Genomic DNA, 24542 nt, shown 5'->3' with positions numbered 1-24542 from the left:
TACATTAAAAGATACATAAATAAATATATAAAATGCTGGAAAATATATATAAAAAGGTGCATAATTAAAAGAGTATCAAATTCGTTATATGGAGGAAAAAATGTTAGATTTAAAATTTGTAAGAGAAAATCCAGATATTGTTAAACAGAATATAAAGAATAAATTTCAGGATAGAAAGTTACCTTTAGTTGATGAAGTTATTGAACTTGATGCACAGGCTCGTGCTACAAAGACAGAAGCTGATGAGTTAAGAGCTAACAGAAACAAGCTTTCTAAGCAGATTGGTGCTTTAATGGCACAGGGCAAGAAGGAAGAAGCTGAGGCTGTTAAGGCTCAGGTTAATACTGATGCTGACAGATTAAAGGAACTAGAAGCAAAAGAAACAGAACTTAATGAAAAAGTTACTAAGATTATGATGACAATTCCTAACATTATTGATCCAACAGTACCAATAGGTAAAGATGACAGTGAAAATGTAGAGATTGAAAAGTTCGGTGAACCAGTAGTTCCAGATTTTGAAATACCTTATCATACAGAGATTATGCAGAAGTTTAATGGTATTGACCTTGATGCGGCTGGAAAGGTTGCAGGTAATGGTTTCTATTATCTTATGGGCGATATTGCAAGACTTCACTCAGCAGTAATTTCTTATGCAAGAGATTTTATGATTGACAGAGGTTTCACATATTGTATTCCTCCATATATGATAAGAAGTAATGTTGTTACAGGCGTTATGAGCTTTGATGAAATGGATGCAATGATGTACAAGATTGAAGGCGAAGACCTTTACCTTATAGGTACAAGTGAACATTCAATGATTGGTAAATTTATTGATACAATTACACCAGAGGAAGAGCTTCCAAAGACACTTACAAGCTATTCACCTTGTTTCAGAAAAGAAAAAGGTGCTCATGGTATTGAAGAGAGAGGTGTATATAGAATTCATCAGTTTGAGAAGCAGGAAATGATCGTTGTATGTAAGCCAGAAGACAGCAAAATGTGGTTTGATAAGTTATGGCAGAATACAGTTGATATGTTCCGTTCCCTTGATATACCGGTTAGAACACTTGAATGTTGTTCAGGTGATTTAGCTGATCTTAAGGTTAAGTCAATTGACGTAGAAGCTTGGTCACCAAGACAGAAGAAGTATTTCGAAGTTGGTTCATGCTCTAACTTAGGTGATGCTCAGGCAAGAAGATTAAAGATAAGAGTACAGGGTCCAGACAAGAACAAGTATTTTGCACACACATTGAATAACACTTGTGTTGCACCTCCAAGAATGTTAATCGCATTCCTTGAGAACAATCTTCAGGCTGATGGAAGCGTTAGAATTCCAAAGGCACTCCAGCCATATATGGGTGGAAAGACAGAACTTAGCAAGTAATTAAATATTAAGAAACAAAATATAATTTAACAAGAGATATAGTCTGACAAGACATTTGATTTAATAACATATTTGGTTTCACAAGGTATTTAATTTAATAAGTTAATTAGTTAAACACATTTAACATAATTGTTATCCTGCGTTGATGATGAATTATATGTACTGGAAAGTATGATATAGGTGCATATAATTTGTCGTCAATACAGGATATTTTTAATTGTTATATATTATTTGATATATAGATTAATTTGTGTTATCTTTATAATATTAGATGTTTATTATGATAGTTTAGATGCTGGAAATGGAGTATGTATGAAACAGGTTAAGGTAAAAAATCTTAAGGGAAATGAGATAACAGCCCTTCCTATAGTGACAGATAGTGGCACAGTACTTATACATGCAGATGTTGTATTGAATTCAGAATTGATTAACAGAATTAGGAATTTGGGAATACAAAGTCTAAGCATTAAAGAATATCCTGATGAAATAATTGACCCTGGTGAATATGGTCATATAATTATTGGAACAGATGATAAGCTGGGTGAAGACGATGACATTTATTCTGATAATAGTAATGGCACAGGGATAGATAATGATAATAATTACAATAAAGAAATAGAAAATGTAAGCGAAGATGGCATCAGTAACACCGATAATAATGGTGGTGAAAGTGATTATTATCAAGATAAAAGCAATAATAAAAATGACAGCGATAATGTGAATAATGACAGCCATAATGCAGAGAACTTACACGATAATGAATTGAATAAATCGGACATAGATAGTAATGAATCCAATAGCAAAGCTAAATCGCATAGTGGTAATAGTTATTACAGACATATCTATAAAGTTGAAGAAACGACTAATAATTCGAGGAAAGTTGTTAAAAATGTCCTTGAGAAACACATTTACAAGCATAATCAGGATTTGAAAATATTAGGTTTAGAGGCTGAACGAATTATTGAATCTGTGCTTTCAGAGCCAGAGGTTATTAACAATATAACAGAGATAAGAAATTTATCAACAGATATGTATACACACTGTATCAACGTGTGTTCATTATCTACAATTATGGCGTTAAGACTTAAAATGAGTGATAAGCAGGTTAAAAATGTATCCATGGGAGCGATGCTTCACGACATAGGTTTAAGATACATTAAGACACCATATATGAACACCAATGAAACATATATGAATACTAAAGATGCAATAGAATATAAGAAGCATACTATATTTGGGTATAGTTCTGTTCAGGACGAGGATTGGATACCGGATATAGCTAAGGAAATAATACTTTTACATCACGAAAGAATAGACGGCAAGGGATATCCATTTTCTCATAAAGGAGATAAACTGAAAATGGAAGTTAAGCTTGTATCTTTATGCGATGATTTTGACAGTCTTATAAGTGGTGTGGGTAATCCTAAGCTCAAGATATATGAGGCTATTGAGTATATTAAAGCTAATCAGGGATTGAAATATGATGCAACAATAGCAGAGAAGCTTCTTGAAACAGTAGCAGTATATCCTGTTGGAATTAAGGTTATTACAAGTGAGGGTGAAACGGGCATTGTTGTAAGGCAGAATAAGAAGTTTACTGACAGACCGGTAATTAAAATGTTAAAACATTCAGATGGATCTTTATATGAAGATGAGGTGGAAAAAGATCTTATGGAGTATCTTACACTGTTTATTGTAGATACTGAGTAATACAGGAATGAAGGATTGTTATGAATTTATATATAAAGGCTATAGGATTTGAGCAGGTGGATTCGGACTTTGAAGAGCAGATGATACACGCAGGTATTCTGGACAGTTTGGAGAAGGGGCTTGTTATAAAGAATAATGAGCTTAACCGTGGTGCGGTCATAGTAAGAATAAGCGAGTCTACAGGTTTGTACATATACGGAAGATTTAAAGATAAAGAATTCATATATGAATATTATTTTCCATTTGTTATTGGAAGAACAAGATGTGATAATGATGAGATTACAATAGAAAGACATCTGGATAAGGAATCCTATGCAGTTGTATGTGATGAGTCAAAGACAGGTGTTACCCTTATATTTTATCTGCAAAATGTAATGGATTATCTGGATTACATTTGTGATGAAAAAGGTCTTAACCAGAAAGATTACGATATAGATTCGAGAAGCTATGTATATAAAATTCCAATAAAGAATAAAATGGTAAGCCTTACGGCATTGTCACTTGGCGGAATAATTATGCTTCCAACAAGAAATAATAAGTCAGATTCTGTCAGAATGAAGAAGGAGCAGGACGACAGACAAAGGCTTATACAGGCGGCTAAGAAGGGTGACGAGTCGGCAATAGAGAGTCTTACAATAGAAGATATAGATACTTACAATGAGCTTTCGCACAGAATTGTAAAGGAAGATGTATTTTCAATAGTTGATTCTTCATTTATGCCATGCGGCGTTGAGTGCGACCAGTATCAGGTTGTCGGCGAGATACTTGAGTTGTCTGAGGAGATTAATCATTACACCAAAGAGAAAATATATATAATGGTTATCGAATGTAATGATCTTAATATGACTGTTGCCATTAATCAGGCTCATCTGCTTGGAGAACCCGCTGTTGGCAGGAGATTTAAGGGGCAGATATGGCTGCAGGGAAGTGTTAAGTTTAATAATTAAAATATTTGCCTGAAAAGGATAGATGTGATATAATTAAATAAGTGGCGTTAAGTTCACATAATAAAAATGGTTACCGTAGCCTGAAGGCTGAAAAGCCCTGATACGGAGCTTGTTCTCTTAGTTAAATGGATATAACGAGCGCCTCCTAAGCGCTAGTTGTGGGTTCGATTCCCGCAGGGAACATTAATTTCTTGCAACAATGATTGTGAAAATTCATTGTTGCATTTTTTATTTTATGGTGATTGTGAGCACCATAAAAATATATAAATGAGTAGTTGGAACACCGAAAAAATAAAAGGGGGCACAGGGAACTAAATCCATTCTTAAAAAAATCATACAAAAACTACATCAATAAGTATAAATTTCTATTGCATTTAAAATTGAATTGTGATAGTTTTATCAATGTCTGATGGACAATAATTATGAGACTGGGTATATGAGGTTTTTACCCGGTTTTTTGTAATGTGATTCAGAAAAATTTATTAAATAAATAAAAACAAAAGAAAGGGAAATTATATGGCAAAGTTAAGAAAATGGATAGGTAATTTAAAAGTTTCAGCGAAATTGCAGGTATACCGGATGGCGGTATTAGTGATGACAGCTTTTTTTGTATTGGTGGCACTTGTATCAACATTAGTGATTCGTTCGACTATACATAGTATTACGGAAGTGTGGTCTCCTTCACTTGAGTGTCTGCAGGAATTACAAACAATAACTGCTAAATATAGAATCAAACAGTATCAGCATCTTGTAGAAACAGATACAGCAGCTATGGCAGCCTGTGAAAAAGAAACTAATGATATGGAGAATCAGATAAAGGATATATCTTCTAAGTTAGAGAAAATAATTAATTCAAATAAGAAAGCACAGGCAGGTAAAGCTGATTATGAAAAGGCAAGCTCTGCATGGGAGGATTACAGGTCAGCCTCAGATAAAATATATAAGCTTAGTAGAGAAGGCAAACAGGCTGATGCTGCTAATCTTATGATTGGAAGCGTGTATGAAAGTAATAAGGAATTTGTAGAAAAGTTAAATTCAGTACGCGATGATTTTCAGGCGGAATTAGATACGGCAAAAGTAATTGCTAATATATGTACAATAATTATTTTTATTGTCATTATCATAACAGGATTAGCGATTGCAGTGATTGCAACAATTATAGGAAAGATAATATCAGACTCAATTACAGAACCAGTACGTCAGATTGATGAGGCAGTTGCCAGCCTTAGAAAGGGTGAGCTGTCTAACGTGGATATGCTTACATATGAATCTGATGATGAGTTTGGTGAAACAATTACAAAGCTTAAGGAAGCTATGAATATACTTTCAGATTATGTAAGCGAGATTTCACGGGAGGTTAAATTCATAGCACAGGGTGATTTAACAAGAAATGGTGATGATATTACACCGTTTCTGGGTGATTTTTCAGAATTAAAGGATTCGCTTCTGTATATTTTAAAGCGTTTTAACAGTACATTGTCAGAGATAAGCAGTATTGCAGAACAGGTTACACATAATGCGAAAGAAGTAGAAAGTGCATCGAAGTCGTTAGCAGATGGTGCAACAGAGCAGGCAGGAGTTATCCAGGAACTGAATGCAACGATAGATACAGTTGTTGACCTTGCAGTGGATACAGCAAGTGAAACAAAGAACGCATCTGAACGTGTAAAGGCTTCTGCAAACAAAGCAAACGAAGAAAAAGAAAAAATGAATGTTTTACTGACAGAGATGGAACATATTACAGAAATATCCAAGGAAATAGGTAATATTATTACCGATATTGAAGATATTGCTTCCCAGACTAATCTGTTAGCACTTAATGCTTCTATTGAAGCTGCAAGGGCAGGTGAAGCAGGAAAGGGATTTGCGGTAGTTGCAGACCAGATTGGAAAGCTTGCAGCAGATAGTGCTAATTCAGCGGTTAATACAAGAGAATTAATTGATAAGACTTTAGTTGAAATTCAAAAAGGAAATGAAATTACAATAACAACAGCAGAAGCTTTTAACCAGATTATTTCAGATATGAATTCTTTTGCAGAAATGGCACAGAACACAATGGAGAAAGCTAACACTCAGGCAGAGTCATTAGAACAGATTGGACAGGGAATAGAACAGCTTTCAGGTGTGGTACAGGGTACTGCAGCATCTTCAGAAGAGAATACAGCAATAAGTATTAACCTCGCAGAGGGTGCAGATAAGATGAATGAACGCGTGAAAAGATTCAAGTTATTCTAAAAAGTATAGCTGGCTGTATGAAGGAATCTCTTTCTGACAATCAGAGAGTATATCACCCGGTAGAAAAACATAATTAACTGAAGGAGATGAAGATGACGGTAAGTGCAGATGAAAGGAAAAATACTAATGAAAGTATATATAGATTTTGATGATGTATTATGTGAAACAGCAAAACATTTTACAAAACTTGCAAAAGAGTTATTCGGAATTGATGTGCCTTACCGTGAAGTGCAGTTTTTTAATCTGAAAAAGACTTTTGATTTGAGTGATGAACAGTATGAAGAGATGATGATAGCAGGGCATCTGCCAGAGAATCTGTTAAATTATGAGGAAACTACAGGGGCAGCAGATACTATTAATAAATGGGTTGATGAAGGCCACGAAATCTATATTATCACGGGAAGACCTTTTAATTCGTATGAGCCATCACGAAAATGGCTTGATGAACACAATCTTAAAAGAGTTCCATTATACTGTGTTGATAAATATGGTCGTGAAACCAGTAAACAGGACTATGCATATAATATGACTTTAGAGCAGCTTTATAATATGACATTTGATTTTGCAATAGAGGATTCGCCGTCAGCTTTTGAGCACGTTATGCATTTTGATAATTGTAAGGTGGCAGTGTTTAACCGCCCTTGGAACATACACGAAGAACTTCCTGATGACAGATTTGTGAGGTGCGAAGGGTGGAAAGAGATTGACAGGTTATTTGAGGAATATTTTAAGCAACAGACGGATAATTAATAATATGATAACAGCCACCAGTATAATAATATGTTTACCTGACAGGAGCATATTACAATAAAGCTGGCGGCTGTTATTATATTATTATGTACAATAACGGAAGGTGCGGTCAGTTATAATTCTTGCAAATATAAGTCCAAGTGGAAGTGCTATTATTATCATAACTGCGGAGGTGAACCACGAAACCGCTTCTGTCAGTGACATAATTCCAAAGTTATATATTGCACGGTACAGGTAAAGTCCAGGAACCATAATAACAATGGAAGGCACGGTTAATGATATACGTGGATAACCATTATATTTTTTTATAAATGAAGCAAGCAGTCCAGCAGTTACAGCTCCGATAAATGCGGCAGCGGCAGCAGGTATTGCAGTAAAGTCAACAAGTTCAAGACGGAGTGTGTTGGCAATAGCACCAATAACAGCAGTGGTTGCCGCCATTGGAATAGAGCTGTTAAACATAATTGAAAATCCAAATACACCGCAGAAGCTTGCAGTTAATCTTAAAATAAGATGAGTTATATTGCCAATATTCAGGCTGGAGAATTCCTCAGGTTGTAAATGAAGAATTAATGCCATAATCCACGCAAATACAGTTGCCACAAGAACTATGATTGCTGAATAAGTAAGTCTTTCAATACCTGAACGAATGTCAAGCTTGGCAAGGTCAATTCCACTTGTAATAAATGGAAATCCGGGTATTATAAAGAGCATAGAGCATATATATCCGGCTTCGTGTACTGACGGTATGTTAAACAGCAGAATGGCAAGTTTAAGCAGTATTGCATATATAAGACACGAAGCTGATATAGAAGCAGCTATATTTAAAAACAAAGTAAAATGGTGTTTAATAAGCTTGGTTCTTATCAGATTACCTGCACCGGCGGCGATAAAAGCGAAAAGCATTTCAATAGGTCCGCCACCAAGAAGAAATGTGAACGCACAGCACGCAAGAGCGGCGGCAAGTCCAAGCTTGACCGGTGAATACAGGGTATGTATCTGTTCAATTTCATCAAGACGTTTATGAATTATTTCACCGGTAAGATGAGCTTCTTCGTTTGGAAAGTTATCGACAAACTGCTCCATACGGTAAAGCTTTGATGTGTTGACACCTGTATTAGCTATGCTGAGTGACTGGGATACGCAGTCATTTCCATCAAAACAGTTAAATTCAATAGACATAAGTCCAACATCAACAGTACAGGTTACGCCAAGCTCCTTGGAAAGTCTGTTCATAGATGTACGCACACGCCACGCACCAGTACCACACGAGAGCATAATCAAGCCGACACGTCCGATAACAGAAGCCTTTTCGATAAGGTCAGCATCGGAAATCAGTGCATTGCTGTCAGCATTGGTATAGTCGTGCCAAGGTATCTCCATATGATTTTTTTCCATAATATCTATATAATTAGTCTTTGGCATATATAATCTCCTCAGCTTTCTTAACGTGATTTTCAAGATTTTTCAAAAAGATAGAATTAGGAAGGAATATTCCCAACTCATCAAAATGCTTGTTATTATCTATATATGAGTCCTGACCATAGAAGATATACGCCATAGGAAGATTTTTCTCAAGTTCAAGCATAAGGTCCCATACAGCACTGTAGGCTTCGGCTTCAGTTTCTTTAAGTTTTACTGTGTCAGGAAGCTCACGGATAAGCAGTATGCCTGTATTTTCTTCAATAATCTGCTGTTCAATAATAGATGGGTCATCGCCATATATATGACTGTATCTGTAGGCTTTGGCAAGAAAGATATTCTTATTATTATGAAGATTTTGGTAAATGTTATAAAAATGCTGATAGTCTTTTTCGTGAACAGTATTCTTATATTCTGGTAAGAGAATACCATTATCGTCAGTCATAATAATTGGATTTTGTTTTCCGTCAGCATTGAAGCGATATGGAATAAGAAAAGAATTTCTCAGTAAGTCAAACAGTGTGTTCTGGCTTATAGCCATAAGAAATGCAGATAAATCCTTGTTAGTGTAGCAGTTAAATAATGCCTCGGTAAATTGTAGTGGCGAAAGATCAGTACCAGAATCGTCATTGCAAAATAAATTATCACAGAATGTCTGAAAAAGCTTGTTATATGCCCACTTATCGCTTAAGATTTTATCAAATAAAACCTCAGCTTTTTCTTCTCGTGGAAATATTGTTTTTTCTATCATAAATATCCGACCTTTCTTATATTTTTATTTCGACAGTTATTATACTATCGAATCGGCAATAAGTGAAAAATATAAATAATATAATTGCCATAACATTATGGTATAACGAGCACAAAAGTGCTCATCTTAAAAGTTCCTTGCGGAACTTTATATGTGCTGAAAACCGCACAAAATTATGGCATAATGAAAAAATATCGGGGAAGTCTAAGCTGACAAAGGAGAATGGTATATGTTTGCAGGAGTGTAATTCGTAAGTCTTAAAATCAAGATAGTTGAATTCTTAAATAAGCTGTACTATAATTACGCTAAAATATTATCAAAATTATTTGAAAGGTGAACAACGTGAAACAGATATACAGAGTAGATAAGAGTGGTAATCTCGCACAGGCTATAAGTGAGATTACTGCACCAAAATTATTATTATTGATGTCTAATAATGAGCAGTTTGAGCAGCATGTAGAAGAGCTGGAAAGACATTTTCCAGGTGTTCCAAGCATTGGTTGTATTGGAGGAAGCTACGGAGGACAGACAGTTGTAGCGGATAATGGCGTAGCAGTTATTGCTATGGAGGGGAATTTAAGTGTAGTGACTAATGTACTTGAGCAGGCTTCGACTATGCCTGTAAAGTATATTGGAAGACTTGAGGAAGATATAAATAAGGTTGCTGCATCAGAGAATAATACAATATGTATTGACTTTTGTTCAGGTAATGATGCGTGTGTGCTTACTACAATCTACAGCGTTCTTGGAAAGAAGCATATATCACTTGTAGGTGGAACTGGTGATGGAGGAAAAGTATCAGTTAATGGAAAGATCTATGCTGATGCTGATGCATATGCACTTATTCGTAATAATGATGGTAAGATTAAGGTTTATAAGGAAAATATATATAAGCAGGTTCCAGCTTGCCGTTTTATTGCATCTAAGACTGACCGAAGTAAGTATCTTATAGGAGAGCTTAATGGAAGACCAGCCAGAAAAGTATATCAGGATATATTAAATATTGGTGATAAGGAGATGGCGACACAGACATTTAAGAATCCATTAGGTAAGATGAATGGTCAGGATATATGTATAATATCTATTAAAGAAGTTGTTGGAGATAAGCTTGAGTGTTATCGCCAGGTTAATGATTCTGATGTTCTTACATTACTCGAATTACAGGATATATCCCATGTTGTTGAAAATACTATTAATCAGATAAAGAAAGATTTTACACACATATCAGGTGTATTTTCTATTAATTGTGTATTCAGATATTTACTCTTCTCACAGGAGCATTATTTTGAAACATATCTTAAGTCTATGTCCGTATTAGGAGACCACGCTGGTCTTATAGGTTATGGGGAGCATTACAACCAGCAGTTTGTTAACCAGACAATGACTTGTGTAGTATTTGAATAAATGTTACTGTTTAAAGTCCATTTTGCAAATGAAGTAAATTTAATACTCATAAAATGACAGCAAATATCGTAAAGAGGAGGATATTATATGTTTGGCAGAAAATTAAAAACACAGAAAGAAAATGTTATATCGGCACAAGAAGAAACTTTAGATATGCACCCAGTCATACACGTTGCAGACAGTATTATTGAATATCAGAAACAGCTTGCAGAGAGGGAAGTAGAATCACTTGATGAGATGGCAGATATACAGAAAGCATTTGTGCTTGCAACTAAAGAGAATGAAAGATTAAAAGACCAGGTACAGGAATTATCATCTGTATTTGCTGATGTAGGTCAGATTGCAACAAGCTTTGACGGTGTAAAAAATGAAATTGTTGACTCTGTAGGAGAGGCACAGAAAAAGGTAGATGAATTAAAGAATAGTTCAAAAGAAGTAAGCAGGAGTTTTGATGAGATAAAGAGTGCATTTGCAGGTGTTCAGGTATCTGTACAGCAGATTAAAGATTGTATGCAGCAGATTATAGCAATTGCGAATCAGACTAATATGCTTGCACTCAATGCTTCTATTGAGGCGGCAAGAGCAGGAGAGCAGGGAAGGGGCTTTGCGGTTGTTGCCAACGAGGTCAAGAACCTTGCAGAGGAGATAAAGACACTTGTAAGCACAGTTGAGGGAAGTATCTCTGAGGTAGAAAGGGGTACAACACAGCTTAATAATAATATTGAGGAATCACAGTCAGTATTTGGAAAGAATGTTGAAGATGCAGATGCAGCATATGGAGTATTTGAACAGATTATAAAAGCAGCAGATGCAGCTAAGGAGGTTCAGGAGGAGATAGGCGAGGTTACACAGTCTTCTGAAAAAAGACTTTCAGATGTTAAAGACTGCTTTGATGACCAGGAACAGCAGTTACAGAAGGTGCTTGCACATATTGAGCGTGCCAACGACTTAGGAACAACCAAGAGTTCTATGTTTGAGGATATGAATAACCTTGTATCCCAGCTTGCTCCTATTGCCAAAGATATACAAAATAAATATCAATAATTTACTGTGAAGGGAATTGGTTATGAATTATATAGTGTTAGACCTTGAATGGAATCAGAGCTACAGAGGAAAAGAATATTCTATAGAAGAAATGCCATTTGAGATTATACAGATAGGAGCTGTAAAGCTTGATGAACATAAGAATATAACCGGACGGTGGGAAAGAATAATCAGACCTGTAGAATATGTTAAACTTCACGGTAAAGTATCAGAAATGCTTGAAATTACTGAAGATGAACTCAAAATGGGAGATGATTTTGCAAGTGCGGCGAAAGAATTTCTTGAATGGTGTGGTGATGACTATGAATTTATAACCTGGGGAAGTTCAGATCTTACAGAGTTTCAAAGGAATATGAAGCATTTCGGGGTTGAGAACAATTTTCCATTTCCATTTATGTATTATGATCTGCAGAAGTTATACAGCAAGGTATACTCAGACGGCAAGACAAGAAGAAGTCTTAAGATGGCTATTGAGGAGCTTGGTTTCAGCGAGGATGCAGAGTATCATTCAGCAATTAATGATGCTGTATACACGGCAAGGATATTCCAGCAGATGGATTTTGACAGCGTAAAGGTGTATGAGAGCATTGACACATACAGAATACCTAAAGATAGAAAAACTGAGATATATGCCAACTTTGGGACATATGAGAAATATATTTCAAGAGGTTTTAAGACAAGGGATAATGCAGCTGATGACAGGGTTGCAAGGTCGTGCAGGTGTTATATATGTGGCAGGTCTATGAAAAGACTTATAAAATGGTTTGCGACAACTTCAAAGACATATTATTCAGTATTTGTGTGTGAAGAGCATGGCACATTTAAGGGAAAGCTTAAGGTTAAACATAATGATAACGGATTGTATTATGATGTAAGAATTGTTAAGCAGACAGATGAAAAAGGGGTTGATAAGATAATAGACAAGCAGGTTAAGGAACGCGAACACAGAAGACGTAAGAGATTGGAAGAACACAAAAGAAAGAAATTACTTAAATAATATTCTATTATGTCTGCCGTGTAAAATAACTAATTAAATATAAATAAAAAAGGCAGTAATCTTAATTATATATAATGCTTTGAAGGAAAGGATATTTCTGGGAATTATATATAATTAAGATTACTGCCTTTTTGAATATGACAGGATATCTGTTGAATGAAATTGCTGCATCAACAGATGCTGCTATATAACTGCATATATTATAGCTGCCGCAATAACAAGCTGTATTATTGCAAATCTGAATACGACCTGTGCATCAGACCAGCTCTTGTTCTTTCTCATATGGTCGTGGATAGGTGTTCTTATATTCTGCATAATCTTTATATGAAGAAATCTCATAAATGAAACCTTAATAAGACCAAGTCCGCCATCAATTATAAGAACTATGGCAAGTGGAATGTAAAGCAGAGGGCTGTGTAACTTAAGAAAAGCAAATGCTATAAATATTCCTATTGCCCTTGAGCCTGCATCGCCCATAAGCAGCTTGCTAGGTGATGCGTTAAACCACAGATAACCAAGAATACATACTACCATAATAAGTATTGTGTGGCGGAATGAGCTTTCAATGTCAAATATCATAAATAATACATAGGCAGATGAAAGTGTAATTGCCGAAAGAGTTCCACATAAGCCGTCAACACCATCTGAGCAGTTAGTTACATTTATGCTGACCCATATTAATATAACGATGAGAACACCGTATATGATTGGGTTAAGTGTAACTGTAAGCTTAAAGAGTGATATGTCAAATGTGTTAGGATTATAGTGGAGATATGTAACTGCCGCCATAACCGCAATTACGAAATCTATAATACCTTTTTTAAGCTCGCCCCAAGGTGATGACGAAGCATCATCAAGGTAACCTGAGAGCATTGCTGCAAGTACAAGTATAAGATAAATGATTATCTCAGAACTTAAATTGACAAATATCATACAGGTTATTGTAAATACGAGGATAAATATAATTCCTGCTCCTCTTGGCTTGCCGACTGACTTTGAGCCATTAATTGCGTAAGCTCTGCCGCCATCACGGGGAAGGATATTTTTACCCATATATATAGCAAGGCACGTTATTGCAAATGCAAATATTATGCTGGCAAAAGTCACAACATTAATATAATTCGGACTTATCAGATAATAAATCATAATTATGAATTCTCCTTTGATTATTAATAGTTTTATGATAAATTCCTATAATTATGATGTCAAGTGAAAGATAGAAGTAATTAATTGGATTATCAAAATATATGAGAAATTTTATTATAAAAATGACCAATTGTCAAAAAATTAATAGTATTTAATTTAATGTTATGATAAAATAATGTTAATACAAAAGTATATGCGAAGTAATATTATTAATGTGGAAGGGCGGAGTAATATATGGCTGTGACAATTAATTATGAACAGATAAGAATAACTGAGTTAGACTCATATCTTTTTGGACAGGGAACACACTACGAGATATATAATAAAATGGGTGCACATATAGCGAAGAAAGATGGAAAGCCCGGAGTATATTTTGCGGTATGGGCACCAGCGGCGAAGGACGTGTACGTCATAGGTGAATTTAATGACTGGAAAGCCTATGGCTATGATATGAAGAAGATTTCAGATGGTGGAATATATGAGTTATTTATAGAGGGTGCTAAGGCTGGACAGATGTATAAGTACCTTATTATTTCACAGAGTGGTGAGGCTATTTACAAGGCTGACCCATATGCCAATGCGGCACAGTTAAGGCCAGAGACAGCATCAATTATTACTGATCTTAATGGATTTAAGTGGACAGACAGCGTATGGGTTGAACGTAAGAAGAAAGAGAACCATTTAAAGTCAGCAATGTCTATATATGAATGTCATCTTGGTTCGTGGAAGAAGCAGGAAGATGGTACAGAGGACGGTTATATGAATTACCGTGATATAGCACCAGACCTTGCCAAGTATGTATCAGATATGGGATATACACATATAGAGCTTATGGGAATTGCAGAGTATCCATATGACGGCTCGTGGGGTTATCAGGTTACAGGATATTATGCACCAACAGCAAGATACGGAAGTCCTAAGGATTTTATGTATTTTGTGGATTATATGCACAGCAAGAATATTGGTGTAATACTTGACTGGGTACCAGCACATTTTCCAAAAGATGCACATGGGCTTGCGAACTTTGACGGAAGCTGTGTATATGAATATGCAGATCCAAGAAAGGGCGAACACCCTGATTGGGGAACTAAGGTATTTGATTACAGCAAGAATGAGGTATCGAATTTCCTTATTGCCAATGGAATGTTCTGGGTTGATAAGTTCCATATTGATGGCTTAAGAGTAGATGCAGTTGCTTCTATGCTTTATCTTGACTACGGAAGGACAGAAGGCAACTGGGTTCCTAACCAGTATGGCGGTAATGGTAATCTTGAAGCTATGAGTTTCCTTAAGCATTTTAATAGTATGATGAGAAAGAGATTTCCACAAGCGGTTACAATTGCAGAAGAGTCTACAGCATGGCCAATGGTAAGTGGTGACCCTGATAACGGAGAATGTCTTGGATTTACATTCAAGTGGAATATGGGCTGGATGCACGATTTTCTTGAATATATGAAGCTTGACCCTTATTTTAGAAAGTTTAATCATGGTAAGATGACATTTTCTCTTATGTATGCTTACAGCGAGAATTTTATACTTGTATTATCGCACGATGAAGTTGTTCACCTGAAATGTTCTATGTTAGGCAAGATGCCTGGTGACAGAGAGGACAAGTTCGCTAATCTTAAGCTTGCATATGCTTATATGTGTGGACATCCGGGCAAGAAGCTTTTATTTATGGGACAGGAATTCGGACAGTGGAACGAGTGGAGTGAGAAGCGTTCTCTTGACTGGTATCTTCTTGAGGATGAGAGCCACAAGGAATTAAAGGATTTTACAAGTGCGTGCCTTAAGCTTAATAAGAATTACAGATGTTTATATGAAACTGATTATAATTCAGAAGGCTTTAGATGGATTAATGCCAATGACAAGGACAACAGTGTATTCTCATTTATAAGAATAAGTCCGGATAAGAAGAAGCATTTGTTATTCGTTCTTAATTTCACACCTGTTGAAAGACCAAGTCATAGAATTGGAGTGCCAATTAAGGGCAAATATAAGCTTGTATTAGGTGATGATATGAAGAACCAGCAGAAGATAATTGCAAGTAAGAAGGGTGAGTGTGATGGCTATGGTGAGTCACTTCTTGTGGATTTACATAGGTATGGAATAGCTGTGTATGAGTTCAATGGTGATGTGGAAGCACACAAGCCTACAATAATATAATAATAATATAAGAGATATATAAGAGCAGTTTAAATAGCAGTCTGATATATAAGTCAGATATCAGGTTGGCAGGATTTAAGTGAAGCAGGTATATGGTATTGATGTAATTATTAATGTGGTTGATTACATTTATGCTGTAATCTGCTTCATTTTGCTTATTTTTTTGGTGAAAGTAACCGAAATATAATACAGGTTATTTTATAATCAGGCGATAGAATTATCTAAGCAGGATATATAGGCTGTTATTAGGAAATGGAATAACCGGCTGTAGATTAGCCGCAGATAATGTATGGAGGATAAATATGTCTGTATCAATATACGCAGGTAATTTTAACAAGGATAATAATGTTAAAGAAACATCTATTAATTATAAGGAAAATGTAAGCAACAGGACTAATGGTATCAATGGGATATTTAATGGTGTTGTTATGTCAGAGGGACAGGATAACAGCAGGCTGGCAGATAACACATATGAGTCGTTATTAAAGGAAGCTGATGATGTAAAACAGCAGATTATGAATTCTGCAAGTACAGCACAGATAAGCTTCAAGGCACTTGTTAAAAAGCTTTCTGGTATGGAAGCAGTCGATATAGCAGGTGATGGATTTAATATAACAGATGCCTCTAAGGATGATATGGTATCAATTATTGATAAGATTAGAATTGAGCTTGCAATGCACTCAGACAGCTATGTTGCATATGGAACTGGCGTAAGCTCTGATGCAATTGAGAGTGTTGCAGGGGCAGGTGCAGCTAATGAATTAAAGCAGAGATTAAGCGGTGCTGGAATAAGCGTTGATGACGATACTGTGAAGCAGGTACAATCAGCACTTGATGAGGCGGCTTCAATAACAGAGCTTTCAGAGAGTGCTAAGTATTATATGATTGCCAATGATATTGCACCAACTATTGACGGAATATATAAGGCAGAAAATGCTGTCAGTACAAGACCGGCTAACAGCGGATATGAGATTTCATTTAAGGAATTTAATGCTATGCGTCCACAGATTGAGTCGCTTATGAATAAAGCCGGGCTTGAAGTGAACTTAAGAAACCTTAATAATGCACAGGATTTGATTAATAATAATATACCAGTCACAGAAAAGACTTTAAAATATAAAGCTGTTCTTGACGGACTTAATTTAAATGGTCTTGATACACAGGATGGACAGGATAGTGTATTATCAAAGATTGCTGACCAGCTTGCTATTGGTGAAGACCCTAAAGATACTCCACTTACAAACGATCCATCTATATGGGATAATGTAAAGAACGCAATAGTAACACTGGCTAATGCAAGCTATGATGATATTGTAAATGTTGTTTCATCTGGAAAAGCATTTACAATAGCAAGTCTGAAGGTCGTAATGCAGGTAGGCTGGAGTGAAACAGCAGAAAGCCGGCAGGCTGTTAACAATCAGATGACTGTTAATAACCAGATGTCAGGTGACTGGCAGGGTAATGTAAACAGTCAGATGTCAGGCGGCTGGCAGGGCAATGTTAATAACCAGTATGGTTATGTGCAGGATACGGGCTATAATCAGGGTGTATATAATAATCAGATGGGCGGTAATTATGCATACCAGCAGCCATATGGTTACAATGCACAGAAAGCTTATAACACACTTGTTGAGGCAAGGCTTTTACTTACAGCAGGTACAGGTGTAATTCTTGAAAAGAGTAATACATCACTTCTCTACACGCCTCTTGAACAGATTAACGAGCAGATTAAAGCTCTTGAAGCTAATGGAACATTATATGCTGGCAATACACAGATGTATAATGATGTCCTTGATGTAAGAAAGGCACTTTACGATATTGAGACTGCACCAGCACAGATGTATGAAAAGCTTATGAAGAGTGACCCATATAAGTTGAGTATTTCTATGGTATCAGGCATTGCGAGTGGAATGACAAGCCGTTATGCCAAGGCGATAGATACATATGAAACAACAGGCACTAAGGTAAGAGAAGACTTAGATGACTCTATTATTAAGGCTGTTAATAACAGTGCAGAGGGTATAATGGACGAACTCAATCTTGAGAATACTCAGGAGAACAGAGATGTTATCAAGCTTCTTGCTTCTAATAACATAGATATCAATAAGGAAAATGTTGAGAGGGCAAGAAGAATATATACAACCCTTAATAATCTTGTTGATAATATGAAGCCGGAAACTGTTGTTAAGATGATAGATGACGGAATCAACCCAATGAATACTGATATATGGACAGTTAATGATTATCTTAGCAGTATGAATCAGGGTGCTACTAAGGATAATGAGGAGAAATATTCAAAGTTCCTCTACAAGCTTGACAAGACAGGTGGAATTAACGAAACTAAGAAAAAGCAGTTCATCGGTATATACCAGATGATGAATATATTTACAAGAGATGCTGGTGTGTGTGCGGGTGCTCTTATGAAGCAGGGCAAAGAGATTACTATGGGTAATCTTATCAGTGCCTACACAAGCCGCAAGCACTCTGGAATAGATGTAACTATTGATGATTCAGTAGGTCTTGGAGATAAGGAAACTATCAGTTACTTTGAGTCATTATTTGCAAAGTCACAGAAGTTTATCACTCCTAATACATTGAAGAATTCGGACAATGAGTCACCAATTGAACATCAGAATGTTGAAGCATTTGCTAACGGACTTGCTGAACATTATGATGAAGCAGTGGAAAATGAACTTGACAGCAGTTACATAGAAGAAGTAACTAAGAAAGCAGAACAGGCTGATGCTGAGGTTGTAAGGGAGTTAAGAAGAGCTGGAATTAATGAGAACATTGGTAACATTAATGCGGTTAATGAACTTATGGCTACAGGACAGCTTATGGCTTACACAAGAAAGCACGGAAACCAGGGCAGTAAGTCAATATATGGAGAGAACATAATTGATAGCAATGACAAGCTTAAGGAAGTGTTAGACAGCAGGGATAAGCTTGAGGCTATGTATACTAACCTTGAAGAAGCTGCTGGTGATGAACTTGAAGAAGCTATAGAGAGCTCACTTACAGGAACTGCTGAAGACCCTGTTGATTATGATACATTTGAAGAATTAAGAATAAGCAACAGACAGATTAGATATATAAGCAATCTTGCAAGAAGAAATGATTACCGTGTCCCTTATGTTAAAAATGGACAGGCAGGTCTTATCAATCTTACATTTGTTGCAGATGATAATGACAAGGGAAAGATATCTATTAAGATGAATACAGCTTCGTGGGGTGAATTGTCAGTAGAGGCAAAGGTTACACAGTCAGACGTAAGTATGTATGTAAAGCAGGATTCAAGAATTGTGCTTTCCGAAGACAGAAGCATTTATAAGTATTTCCAGCAGATTGAGGGAGATCTTAAAGAACAGTTCGGTTATGACAATGTAAGAATTAATTGTGTAAGAGTTCCAGATGTTAAATATACTACATACGAGGACTCAGGAGCAAAGATTCCATCAGATCGTCTTTATAAGATCGCTTCAGCAATAACAGGAGTATTCTTTGGGGCATAAGAGCGGTTAAAGAATTACAGGATATGTCCGATATATAAAATGTATGATTTGACGAATTCAAAGGATAACGCCAGTAGATGTGGCGGGAATATAAAATCAGGAGAATAAAAGTATGAGAATTAATACTAACGTATCAGCCATTGTATCTAACAATGCGTTACAGAAGGCACAGGATGCACTTTCAAGCTCTATACAAAGACTTTCATCAGGATATAAGATTAACAGTTCAGCTGATGACCCGGCAGGCTGTGCTATTTCAGAGAAGATGAGAGTTCAGATAAGAGGTCTTGATCAGGCTAAGAATAATACAACAGATGGTATCTCTGTTATCAATACAGCAGAAGGTGCTATAGTAGAGATACAGTCTATGCTTACACGTCTTAAGGAACTTACAGTTCAGGCGGCTAACGATGTTAACTCTGATGATGAGCGTGAAGCTATCCAGCAGGAGATTGATAATGTTAATCAGGAAATAGACAGAATATCTGAGCAGACAGAATTCAATACACAGCCACTTATTAATGGTAATCTTTCAAGAAGAGTATATTCAGATTATCAGGGTGTGAACCAGCTTAAGATATCTGACAGTTTTACTGCTGGAATATATGGAGTTACAGTAACACAGGATGCTAGACAGGCAATAGCAGTAGGTGATACTATTACAATGTCAGGCACAGCTAAGGTAACTGCTGATCAGGCAGGAACAATATCTATTAATGGATATAACATTGATATTGTAGAAGGTGATACACTTGATACAATTATGGATAAGGTTATGGATGGTGCTAATATGGCGGGTGGAAGAGCATTTGCTGTATCAAGCCTTGCTAATGATACGAAGACTAACGGAAGTGATTATGCAGGATATAAGCCAGATACATCTTACACAGGCAACAGACTTGTTATAATGACAGAGCAGTATGGAAGAGATCAGCAGCTAGATGTAATATGCAGTAATAAAGACCTTGCTGCTATGCTTGGTATATCAGATGCTTACAATGAAGATGGTTCAGGCATACACGCAGAAGGTAGTGATGTTGTAGCTGAATTCGCTAATGAAGTTGATGATGCAGGCAACCCAACAGGTAAGAGAGTTGGATTTGAAGATTCAGCTATTATCTCAACCAAGGGTACTAAGATTACAGTTAAGGACGTTAATAATAAGGAATTCGTTATGGATGTTCCAGGTAATGTTGCAGGAACAACATTTAATGATACAACAGCAGCTAAGCAGAACGGAAAGTCACAGGCAGCAGGTGGAACAGCTACGGATATTAATCAGGAAGTGACTGATGTCGGAACTATGAGTATCCACGTTGGTGCTAATGAAAATCAGGTTATTGTTCTGGATATTCCTAAGATAACTACTTACACAATAGGTACAGATAATATCAATGTAATGACAAGCTACACAGCACAGCTTTCAATAGGGTATGTAGACGAAGCTATTAATTATGTCAACTCTGCACGTTCAAAGCTTGGTGCATATGAGAACAGATTTGACCATACTACTAAGAACCTTGAGGTTTCAAGTGAGAATGTTACTAAGGCTTTATCAGCTAAGATTGATACAGATATGGCTGAGGAGATGACAGAGTATACATCACAGACAGTTCTTACACAGGCAGCTACATCAATACTTTCACAGGCTAACCAAAGACCATCAGAAGTATTACAGCTTCTTCAGAACTAATCTGTCAGGGTGAATTGATTGGAGATGTGAAGTATGGATAGAGAAGCTATTAAGACATATTCATATAGAATATCGCAGGCGACACGTTCAGAGCTTGTAGTAATAGTGTACGACATAATAAGAGATTATCTTAAAGATGCAGTGTCAACATCAGATAATGCAGTATTTAAAGAGAAACTACACATGGCTATGAGAGGTATAGACCAGCTTATAACAGGTCTTGATATGCAGTATGAGCTTTCAGGTAATCTTTATGTACTCTATAACTATATGAAAAGAACTCTTATCGGTGCACAGGTTTCATATGATAAAAATGTTGTCAATTCAATATACGATATGCTTGGACAGCTAAGACAGTCATTTTATGAAGTAAGCAGACATGATAATTCAGCACCGCTTATGAAGAATACAGAAAAGGTGTATTCCGGACTTACATATTCTAAATATGGTGCAGGCAATGAAACAGCAAGTGATACGCTTATTAACAGAGGATATATGGTATAATGAGCACAAAAGTGCTCATCTTAAAAGTTCCTTACGGAACTTTATATGTGCTGAAAAGAAGCACGAAAATTATGGTATAATGAGCACAAAAGTGCTCATCTTAAAAGTTCCTTACGGAACTTTATATGTGCTGAAAAGCTGCACAAATAATATAATTAATTAAAATAAAAAGGGTTACTGCTTTGACCAAAAGACATTCAGCTAATGATTGTCTGGTTAGGGCAGTAACCCTTTTGTAGTATTTTGGTGATTTTCTAGAAACGGAGCTTGCGCTTAGAGTATTTACTACGTTTCTTAGAAAGTGAAGCATTGTTAATAATTGTAAATATAATAAGTATTACAGCTACAATTCCAGCTATAACCCATATATTAATCTTAATACAGCGTTTTGGTGATAACTGTGTTGAGTTGTTCTTGGCACTAAGGTATGGCAGAAGGCTTTCATTGGAATTATCACCGCCTGTTATGGAGAGTGTGGTAGAACCAACAACATTATCACCATAAAGATAATTAAGCTTAGCGGCAAGCCTGCCCTGCTCATTAGTTATATCGTAATTCTTATCAAGGCTCATTGTAACGCTTGAAGTTGAACCGCTGTTAGGAATTGTTATAAATGAGGCATTCATATTAAAGTTAAGTTTTGACTTATTAAATACATCTGATGAGTAGTAGTTATCAGTAGAGAATAACGAGCTTATCTGTGTGTCAGATGTAGTCGATTTCTTAAAGTTATTAAATCCCCAGTCAAATAATGAACGTGTATCTATAAATCTTGTAGAGTCATCTGGTGAACGGAATACAACGCATATAAGCCTCATTCCATCTTTTTCAGCAAATGTTACCAGAGTCATTAAAGATTCATCAGTAAATCCGGTCTTTCCACCTTTGCAGTATTCATAGTAGAACTCGCGTCCTTTAAGCATCTTATGACGGTGTTTTATTGTTCTGGGTGTAGATGTTACATTAGTGGCAGGAATTGTATAGCTTGAGGAAGTTGAGTCAATGTTTACAAACGAAGCGTTGTTATAACAGCCTCGTGCAATCATAGCCATATCGTAAGCACTTGTGTAGTGGTTAGGATTGTAAAGGCCACTGGCATTAGCAAAATGTGTTTCAATTGCACCAAGCTCACGAGCTTTATTATTCATCATATCCACAAACGCATCTATTGAGCCAGCGACTTTCTCAGCAAGTGCATATGCAACTTCATTGGCTGAATACAGAAGAAGTGCATATAAGGCCTGTTCAACAGTAAGTTCTTCCCCGGCCTTCATACCAAGGTTGGCATCTTCAATCGGATTAATTGAATTAGCTGCGGCAGTAGAAAATGTAAGTGTATCACTGAGATTACAGTTCTCAATAGTAAGAAGTCCTGTAAGGATTTTAGTTGTTGAAGCTGGATAGCACTTACGGTGTGCATCTTTTTCGTATAGTATAGAGCCTGTATCTGCATCGACTAATATTGCACTCTCACAGGTAATATCCGGAGCCTGTGGCCACGAAACAGAAGTGTCTGTTGATACCTCGTTAGATATAACAGAACTCTTGGCAGCAGTTGTTCCATTAGATATAACATAGCTGCTGGCGGCAGTTGTTCCGCTTGTTATTCCAGCTGCAAAAGCTGGTGTTACAGATGTTGTCACAATTGCTGTACAGGTAATAATGCTTGCAGTTCTTACAAGGCATTTTCTGAATTTATTAAATAGAACTGAACACTTATTAACAGAGTGTTTCGTTGTTTTATTAGAATTATTAAACATTACAATCTCCCATCGTTAATGATATTATGAAGTAAGTGTTAAAGGCACAAAATGCCATTTATTATACTGATATGTTCATATTATACATATTTGCTTGTAATATTAACATATTTATTAAGATTATGAAACTAAATTTGCAGGCGAATATTTAAAGCTGTGTGGAATGGGATTTTGGTGATGTTTTAATTTACCTTTGACATACTTATTATATTAAAGTAAAATATCTTGGTTTGATGTTATAAAAATGGTTGTAAGCTTATACAGTATAAAGAATGAATGGAGATTATTATGAGATTAAGAAATGTACCGGGTGCAAGAGAAGTTATGGTTGAGAACGAATATGTATTCACGGAACCAGAGGGAATGTGCGGAACCTGGAAAGAGGTATTTGGAAATGATAACCCTATGCATATAGAGATTGGAATGGGAAAGGGAACATTTATAACAACTCTTGCAGGGATGAATCCAGATATTAATTATGTTGGAATAGAGAAGTATTCAAGCGTACTATTAAGAGCAGTTGAGAAGCAGGACGAATTACAGCTTCCTAACTTAAGATTTATAAGAATGGATGCAGAGAATATTAATGAAGTGTTTGGTGTTGATGAAGTAGATAGAATATATCTTAATTTCTCAGACCCATGGCCAAAGGACAGACATGCTAAGAGAAGACTTACATCAAGACAGTTCTTTGCAAGATATGACAAAATGCTTAAAAAAGAGGGCAGGGTTGAATTCAAGACAGACAATAGGGTGTTGTTTGACTTTTCAGTTGAGGAAGTAAAGGAAGCTGGCTGGAATCTTGTAGAGTGTACTTATGACCTTCACAGTGACGAAAGGCTTAATGAAGGAAATGTTATGACAGAATACGAGAAGAAATTCTCAGATATGGGAAATCCTATATGCAAGCTTATTGCAGACAGATAAGATAGATTGAATTATTAATACATATCAGGCCGTTAATAAAATAGATTAAAATGTTATTGTAAGATAATTAAATGTATTAGTATCACATATGACTTTGTTGAATATTATATAGTAGAAACGTTTTTAACTAATATTTTAAGAATATATTATATTCATGAAAGGAAATGGTATGGGATATCACAGACATTGT

17 protein-coding genes and 1 tRNA gene are annotated in these 24542 nt (G+C 36.0%); 14 read left to right on the top strand and 4 right to left on the bottom strand.

Annotation, left to right across the window (positions count from 1 at the left end; genetic code table 11):
* Positions 1 to 100 precede the first annotated feature (100 nt).
* The 6 genes from serS (at position 101) to C7390_RS12675 (ending at position 7026) form a co-directional block, all read left to right on the top strand.
* The gene (serS, locus tag C7390_RS12700; RefSeq protein ID WP_116444298.1) at positions 101 to 1384 is read left to right on the top strand and encodes a serine--tRNA ligase; all 1284 of its coding nucleotides are present in this window, start codon (positions 101 to 103) and stop codon (positions 1382 to 1384) included.
* 312 nt (positions 1385 to 1696) lie between these two features.
* Positions 1697 to 3094 carry an HD-GYP domain-containing protein gene (locus C7390_RS12695; protein ID WP_055306995.1) on the top strand — a complete coding sequence of 466 codons (1398 nt, stop codon included), beginning with the start codon at positions 1697 to 1699 and terminating at the stop codon, positions 3092 to 3094.
* Positions 3095 to 3114: 20 nt separating this feature from the next.
* Positions 3115 to 4041, top strand: a complete 927-nt coding sequence (locus C7390_RS12690; protein ID WP_116444297.1) for a DUF3881 family protein — start codon at positions 3115 to 3117, stop codon at positions 4039 to 4041.
* 111 nt (positions 4042 to 4152) lie between these two features.
* Positions 4153 to 4224, top strand: a tRNA-Arg gene (locus C7390_RS12685).
* Positions 4225 to 4557: 333 nt separating this feature from the next.
* Complete coding sequence (locus C7390_RS12680) at positions 4558 to 6276, top strand: HAMP domain-containing methyl-accepting chemotaxis protein (protein ID WP_116444296.1); 1719 nt, start codon at positions 4558 to 4560, stop codon at positions 6274 to 6276.
* A gap of 126 nt (positions 6277 to 6402) precedes the next feature.
* On the top strand, positions 6403 to 7026 hold the full coding sequence (locus C7390_RS12675) for a 5' nucleotidase, NT5C type (protein WP_055177378.1): 624 nt from the start codon (positions 6403 to 6405) through the stop codon (positions 7024 to 7026).
* An 84-nt stretch (positions 7027 to 7110) separates the two neighbouring features.
* Here the strand turns inward: C7390_RS12675 and C7390_RS12670 are convergent, their stop codons facing one another.
* Both C7390_RS12670 and C7390_RS12665 read right to left on the bottom strand, forming a co-directional pair.
* Positions 7111 to 8451, bottom strand: a complete 1341-nt coding sequence (locus tag C7390_RS12670) for a threonine/serine exporter family protein (RefSeq protein WP_055177381.1) — start codon at positions 8449 to 8451, stop codon at positions 7111 to 7113.
* Positions 8438 to 9199: a DUF4866 domain-containing protein gene (locus C7390_RS12665; RefSeq protein WP_055177384.1), complete on the bottom strand. Its 762-nt coding sequence runs from the start codon at positions 9197 to 9199 to the stop codon at positions 8438 to 8440. Before C7390_RS12665 ends, C7390_RS12670 begins: the two co-directional genes overlap by 14 nt.
* 342 nt (positions 9200 to 9541) lie before the next feature.
* Here C7390_RS12665 and C7390_RS12660 point away from each other — a divergent pair, with 342 nt between their 5' ends.
* From C7390_RS12660 to C7390_RS12650, 3 genes are all read left to right on the top strand, one after another.
* Positions 9542 to 10603 carry an FIST signal transduction protein gene (locus C7390_RS12660; RefSeq protein ID WP_055177386.1) on the top strand — a complete coding sequence of 354 codons (1062 nt, stop codon included), beginning with the start codon at positions 9542 to 9544 and terminating at the stop codon, positions 10601 to 10603.
* Positions 10604 to 10690: 87 nt separating this feature from the next.
* A complete protein-coding gene (locus C7390_RS12655; protein WP_055177388.1) occupies positions 10691 to 11647 on the top strand; it encodes a methyl-accepting chemotaxis protein in 957 nt (318 codons plus the stop codon).
* A 22-nt stretch (positions 11648 to 11669) separates the two neighbouring features.
* Positions 11670 to 12644 (top strand): 3'-5' exonuclease, encoded by a 975-nt coding sequence (locus tag C7390_RS12650; RefSeq protein WP_022503131.1) that lies wholly within the window; start codon positions 11670 to 11672, stop codon positions 12642 to 12644.
* Between the two features lie 183 nt (positions 12645 to 12827).
* On the opposite strand, the gene C7390_RS12645 is transcribed toward C7390_RS12650, so the two are convergent.
* Positions 12828 to 13790 (bottom strand): MraY family glycosyltransferase, encoded by a 963-nt coding sequence (locus C7390_RS12645; RefSeq protein WP_022503130.1) that lies wholly within the window; start codon positions 13788 to 13790, stop codon positions 12828 to 12830.
* Between the two features lie 234 nt (positions 13791 to 14024).
* Between C7390_RS12645 and glgB the strand changes: the two genes are divergently transcribed.
* From glgB to C7390_RS12625, 4 genes are all read left to right on the top strand, one after another.
* Positions 14025 to 15956, top strand: coding sequence for a 1,4-alpha-glucan branching protein GlgB (glgB, locus tag C7390_RS12640; protein WP_022503129.1), 1932 nt, complete (start codon positions 14025 to 14027; stop codon positions 15954 to 15956).
* A gap of 302 nt (positions 15957 to 16258) precedes the next feature.
* Positions 16259 to 19468 carry a DUF6240 domain-containing protein gene (locus C7390_RS12635; protein ID WP_116444295.1) on the top strand — a complete coding sequence of 1070 codons (3210 nt, stop codon included), beginning with the start codon at positions 16259 to 16261 and terminating at the stop codon, positions 19466 to 19468.
* A gap of 112 nt (positions 19469 to 19580) precedes the next feature.
* Positions 19581 to 21161, top strand: coding sequence for a flagellin N-terminal helical domain-containing protein (locus C7390_RS12630; protein ID WP_055306992.1), 1581 nt, complete (start codon positions 19581 to 19583; stop codon positions 21159 to 21161).
* A gap of 33 nt (positions 21162 to 21194) precedes the next feature.
* Positions 21195 to 21665: a flagellar export chaperone FliS gene (locus C7390_RS12625; protein WP_055177393.1), complete on the top strand. Its 471-nt coding sequence runs from the start codon at positions 21195 to 21197 to the stop codon at positions 21663 to 21665.
* A gap of 254 nt (positions 21666 to 21919) precedes the next feature.
* Here the strand turns inward: C7390_RS12625 and C7390_RS12620 are convergent, their stop codons facing one another.
* Complete coding sequence (locus tag C7390_RS12620; RefSeq protein ID WP_022503125.1) at positions 21920 to 23425, bottom strand: D-alanyl-D-alanine carboxypeptidase family protein; 1506 nt, start codon at positions 23423 to 23425, stop codon at positions 21920 to 21922.
* A gap of 288 nt (positions 23426 to 23713) precedes the next feature.
* Here C7390_RS12620 and trmB point away from each other — a divergent pair, with 288 nt between their 5' ends.
* Entirely contained in the window at positions 23714 to 24352 is a 639-nt protein-coding gene (trmB, locus tag C7390_RS12615; RefSeq protein WP_116444294.1) for a tRNA (guanosine(46)-N7)-methyltransferase TrmB, read from the top strand.
* Positions 24353 to 24542: the final 190 nt, after the last annotated feature.

Source organism: Bacteroides galacturonicus (assembly GCF_003096855.1).
Classification (GTDB): domain Bacteria; phylum Bacillota; class Clostridia; order Lachnospirales; family Lachnospiraceae; genus Lachnospira; species Lachnospira rogosae.
The sequence above is the reverse complement of the archived record's forward strand: the minus strand, read 5'-3'. Positions and strand labels throughout refer to the sequence as shown.

Coding starts and splice junctions, on each gene's coding strand:
- C7390_RS12620 (WP_022503125.1), bottom strand. CDS start 23,425: ATGTTTAATAATTCTAATAAAACAACGAAACACTCTGTTAATAAGTGT.
- C7390_RS12630 (WP_055306992.1), top strand. CDS start 19,581: ATGAGAATTAATACTAACGTATCAGCCATTGTATCTAACAATGCGTTA.
- C7390_RS12655 (WP_055177388.1), top strand. CDS start 10,691: ATGTTTGGCAGAAAATTAAAAACACAGAAAGAAAATGTTATATCGGCA.
- C7390_RS12650 (WP_022503131.1), top strand. CDS start 11,670: ATGAATTATATAGTGTTAGACCTTGAATGGAATCAGAGCTACAGAGGA.
- C7390_RS12690 (WP_116444297.1), top strand. CDS start 3,115: ATGAATTTATATATAAAGGCTATAGGATTTGAGCAGGTGGATTCGGAC.
- C7390_RS12645 (WP_022503130.1), bottom strand. CDS start 13,790: ATGATTTATTATCTGATAAGTCCGAATTATATTAATGTTGTGACTTTT.
- C7390_RS12670 (WP_055177381.1), bottom strand. CDS start 8,451: ATGCCAAAGACTAATTATATAGATATTATGGAAAAAAATCATATGGAG.
- serS (WP_116444298.1), top strand. CDS start 101: ATGTTAGATTTAAAATTTGTAAGAGAAAATCCAGATATTGTTAAACAG.
- C7390_RS12665 (WP_055177384.1), bottom strand. CDS start 9,199: ATGATAGAAAAAACAATATTTCCACGAGAAGAAAAAGCTGAGGTTTTA.
- C7390_RS12695 (WP_055306995.1), top strand. CDS start 1,697: ATGAAACAGGTTAAGGTAAAAAATCTTAAGGGAAATGAGATAACAGCC.
- C7390_RS12680 (WP_116444296.1), top strand. CDS start 4,558: ATGGCAAAGTTAAGAAAATGGATAGGTAATTTAAAAGTTTCAGCGAAA.
- glgB (WP_022503129.1), top strand. CDS start 14,025: ATGGCTGTGACAATTAATTATGAACAGATAAGAATAACTGAGTTAGAC.
- C7390_RS12675 (WP_055177378.1), top strand. CDS start 6,403: ATGAAAGTATATATAGATTTTGATGATGTATTATGTGAAACAGCAAAA.
- trmB (WP_116444294.1), top strand. CDS start 23,714: ATGAGATTAAGAAATGTACCGGGTGCAAGAGAAGTTATGGTTGAGAAC.
- C7390_RS12635 (WP_116444295.1), top strand. CDS start 16,259: ATGTCTGTATCAATATACGCAGGTAATTTTAACAAGGATAATAATGTT.
- C7390_RS12625 (WP_055177393.1), top strand. CDS start 21,195: ATGGATAGAGAAGCTATTAAGACATATTCATATAGAATATCGCAGGCG.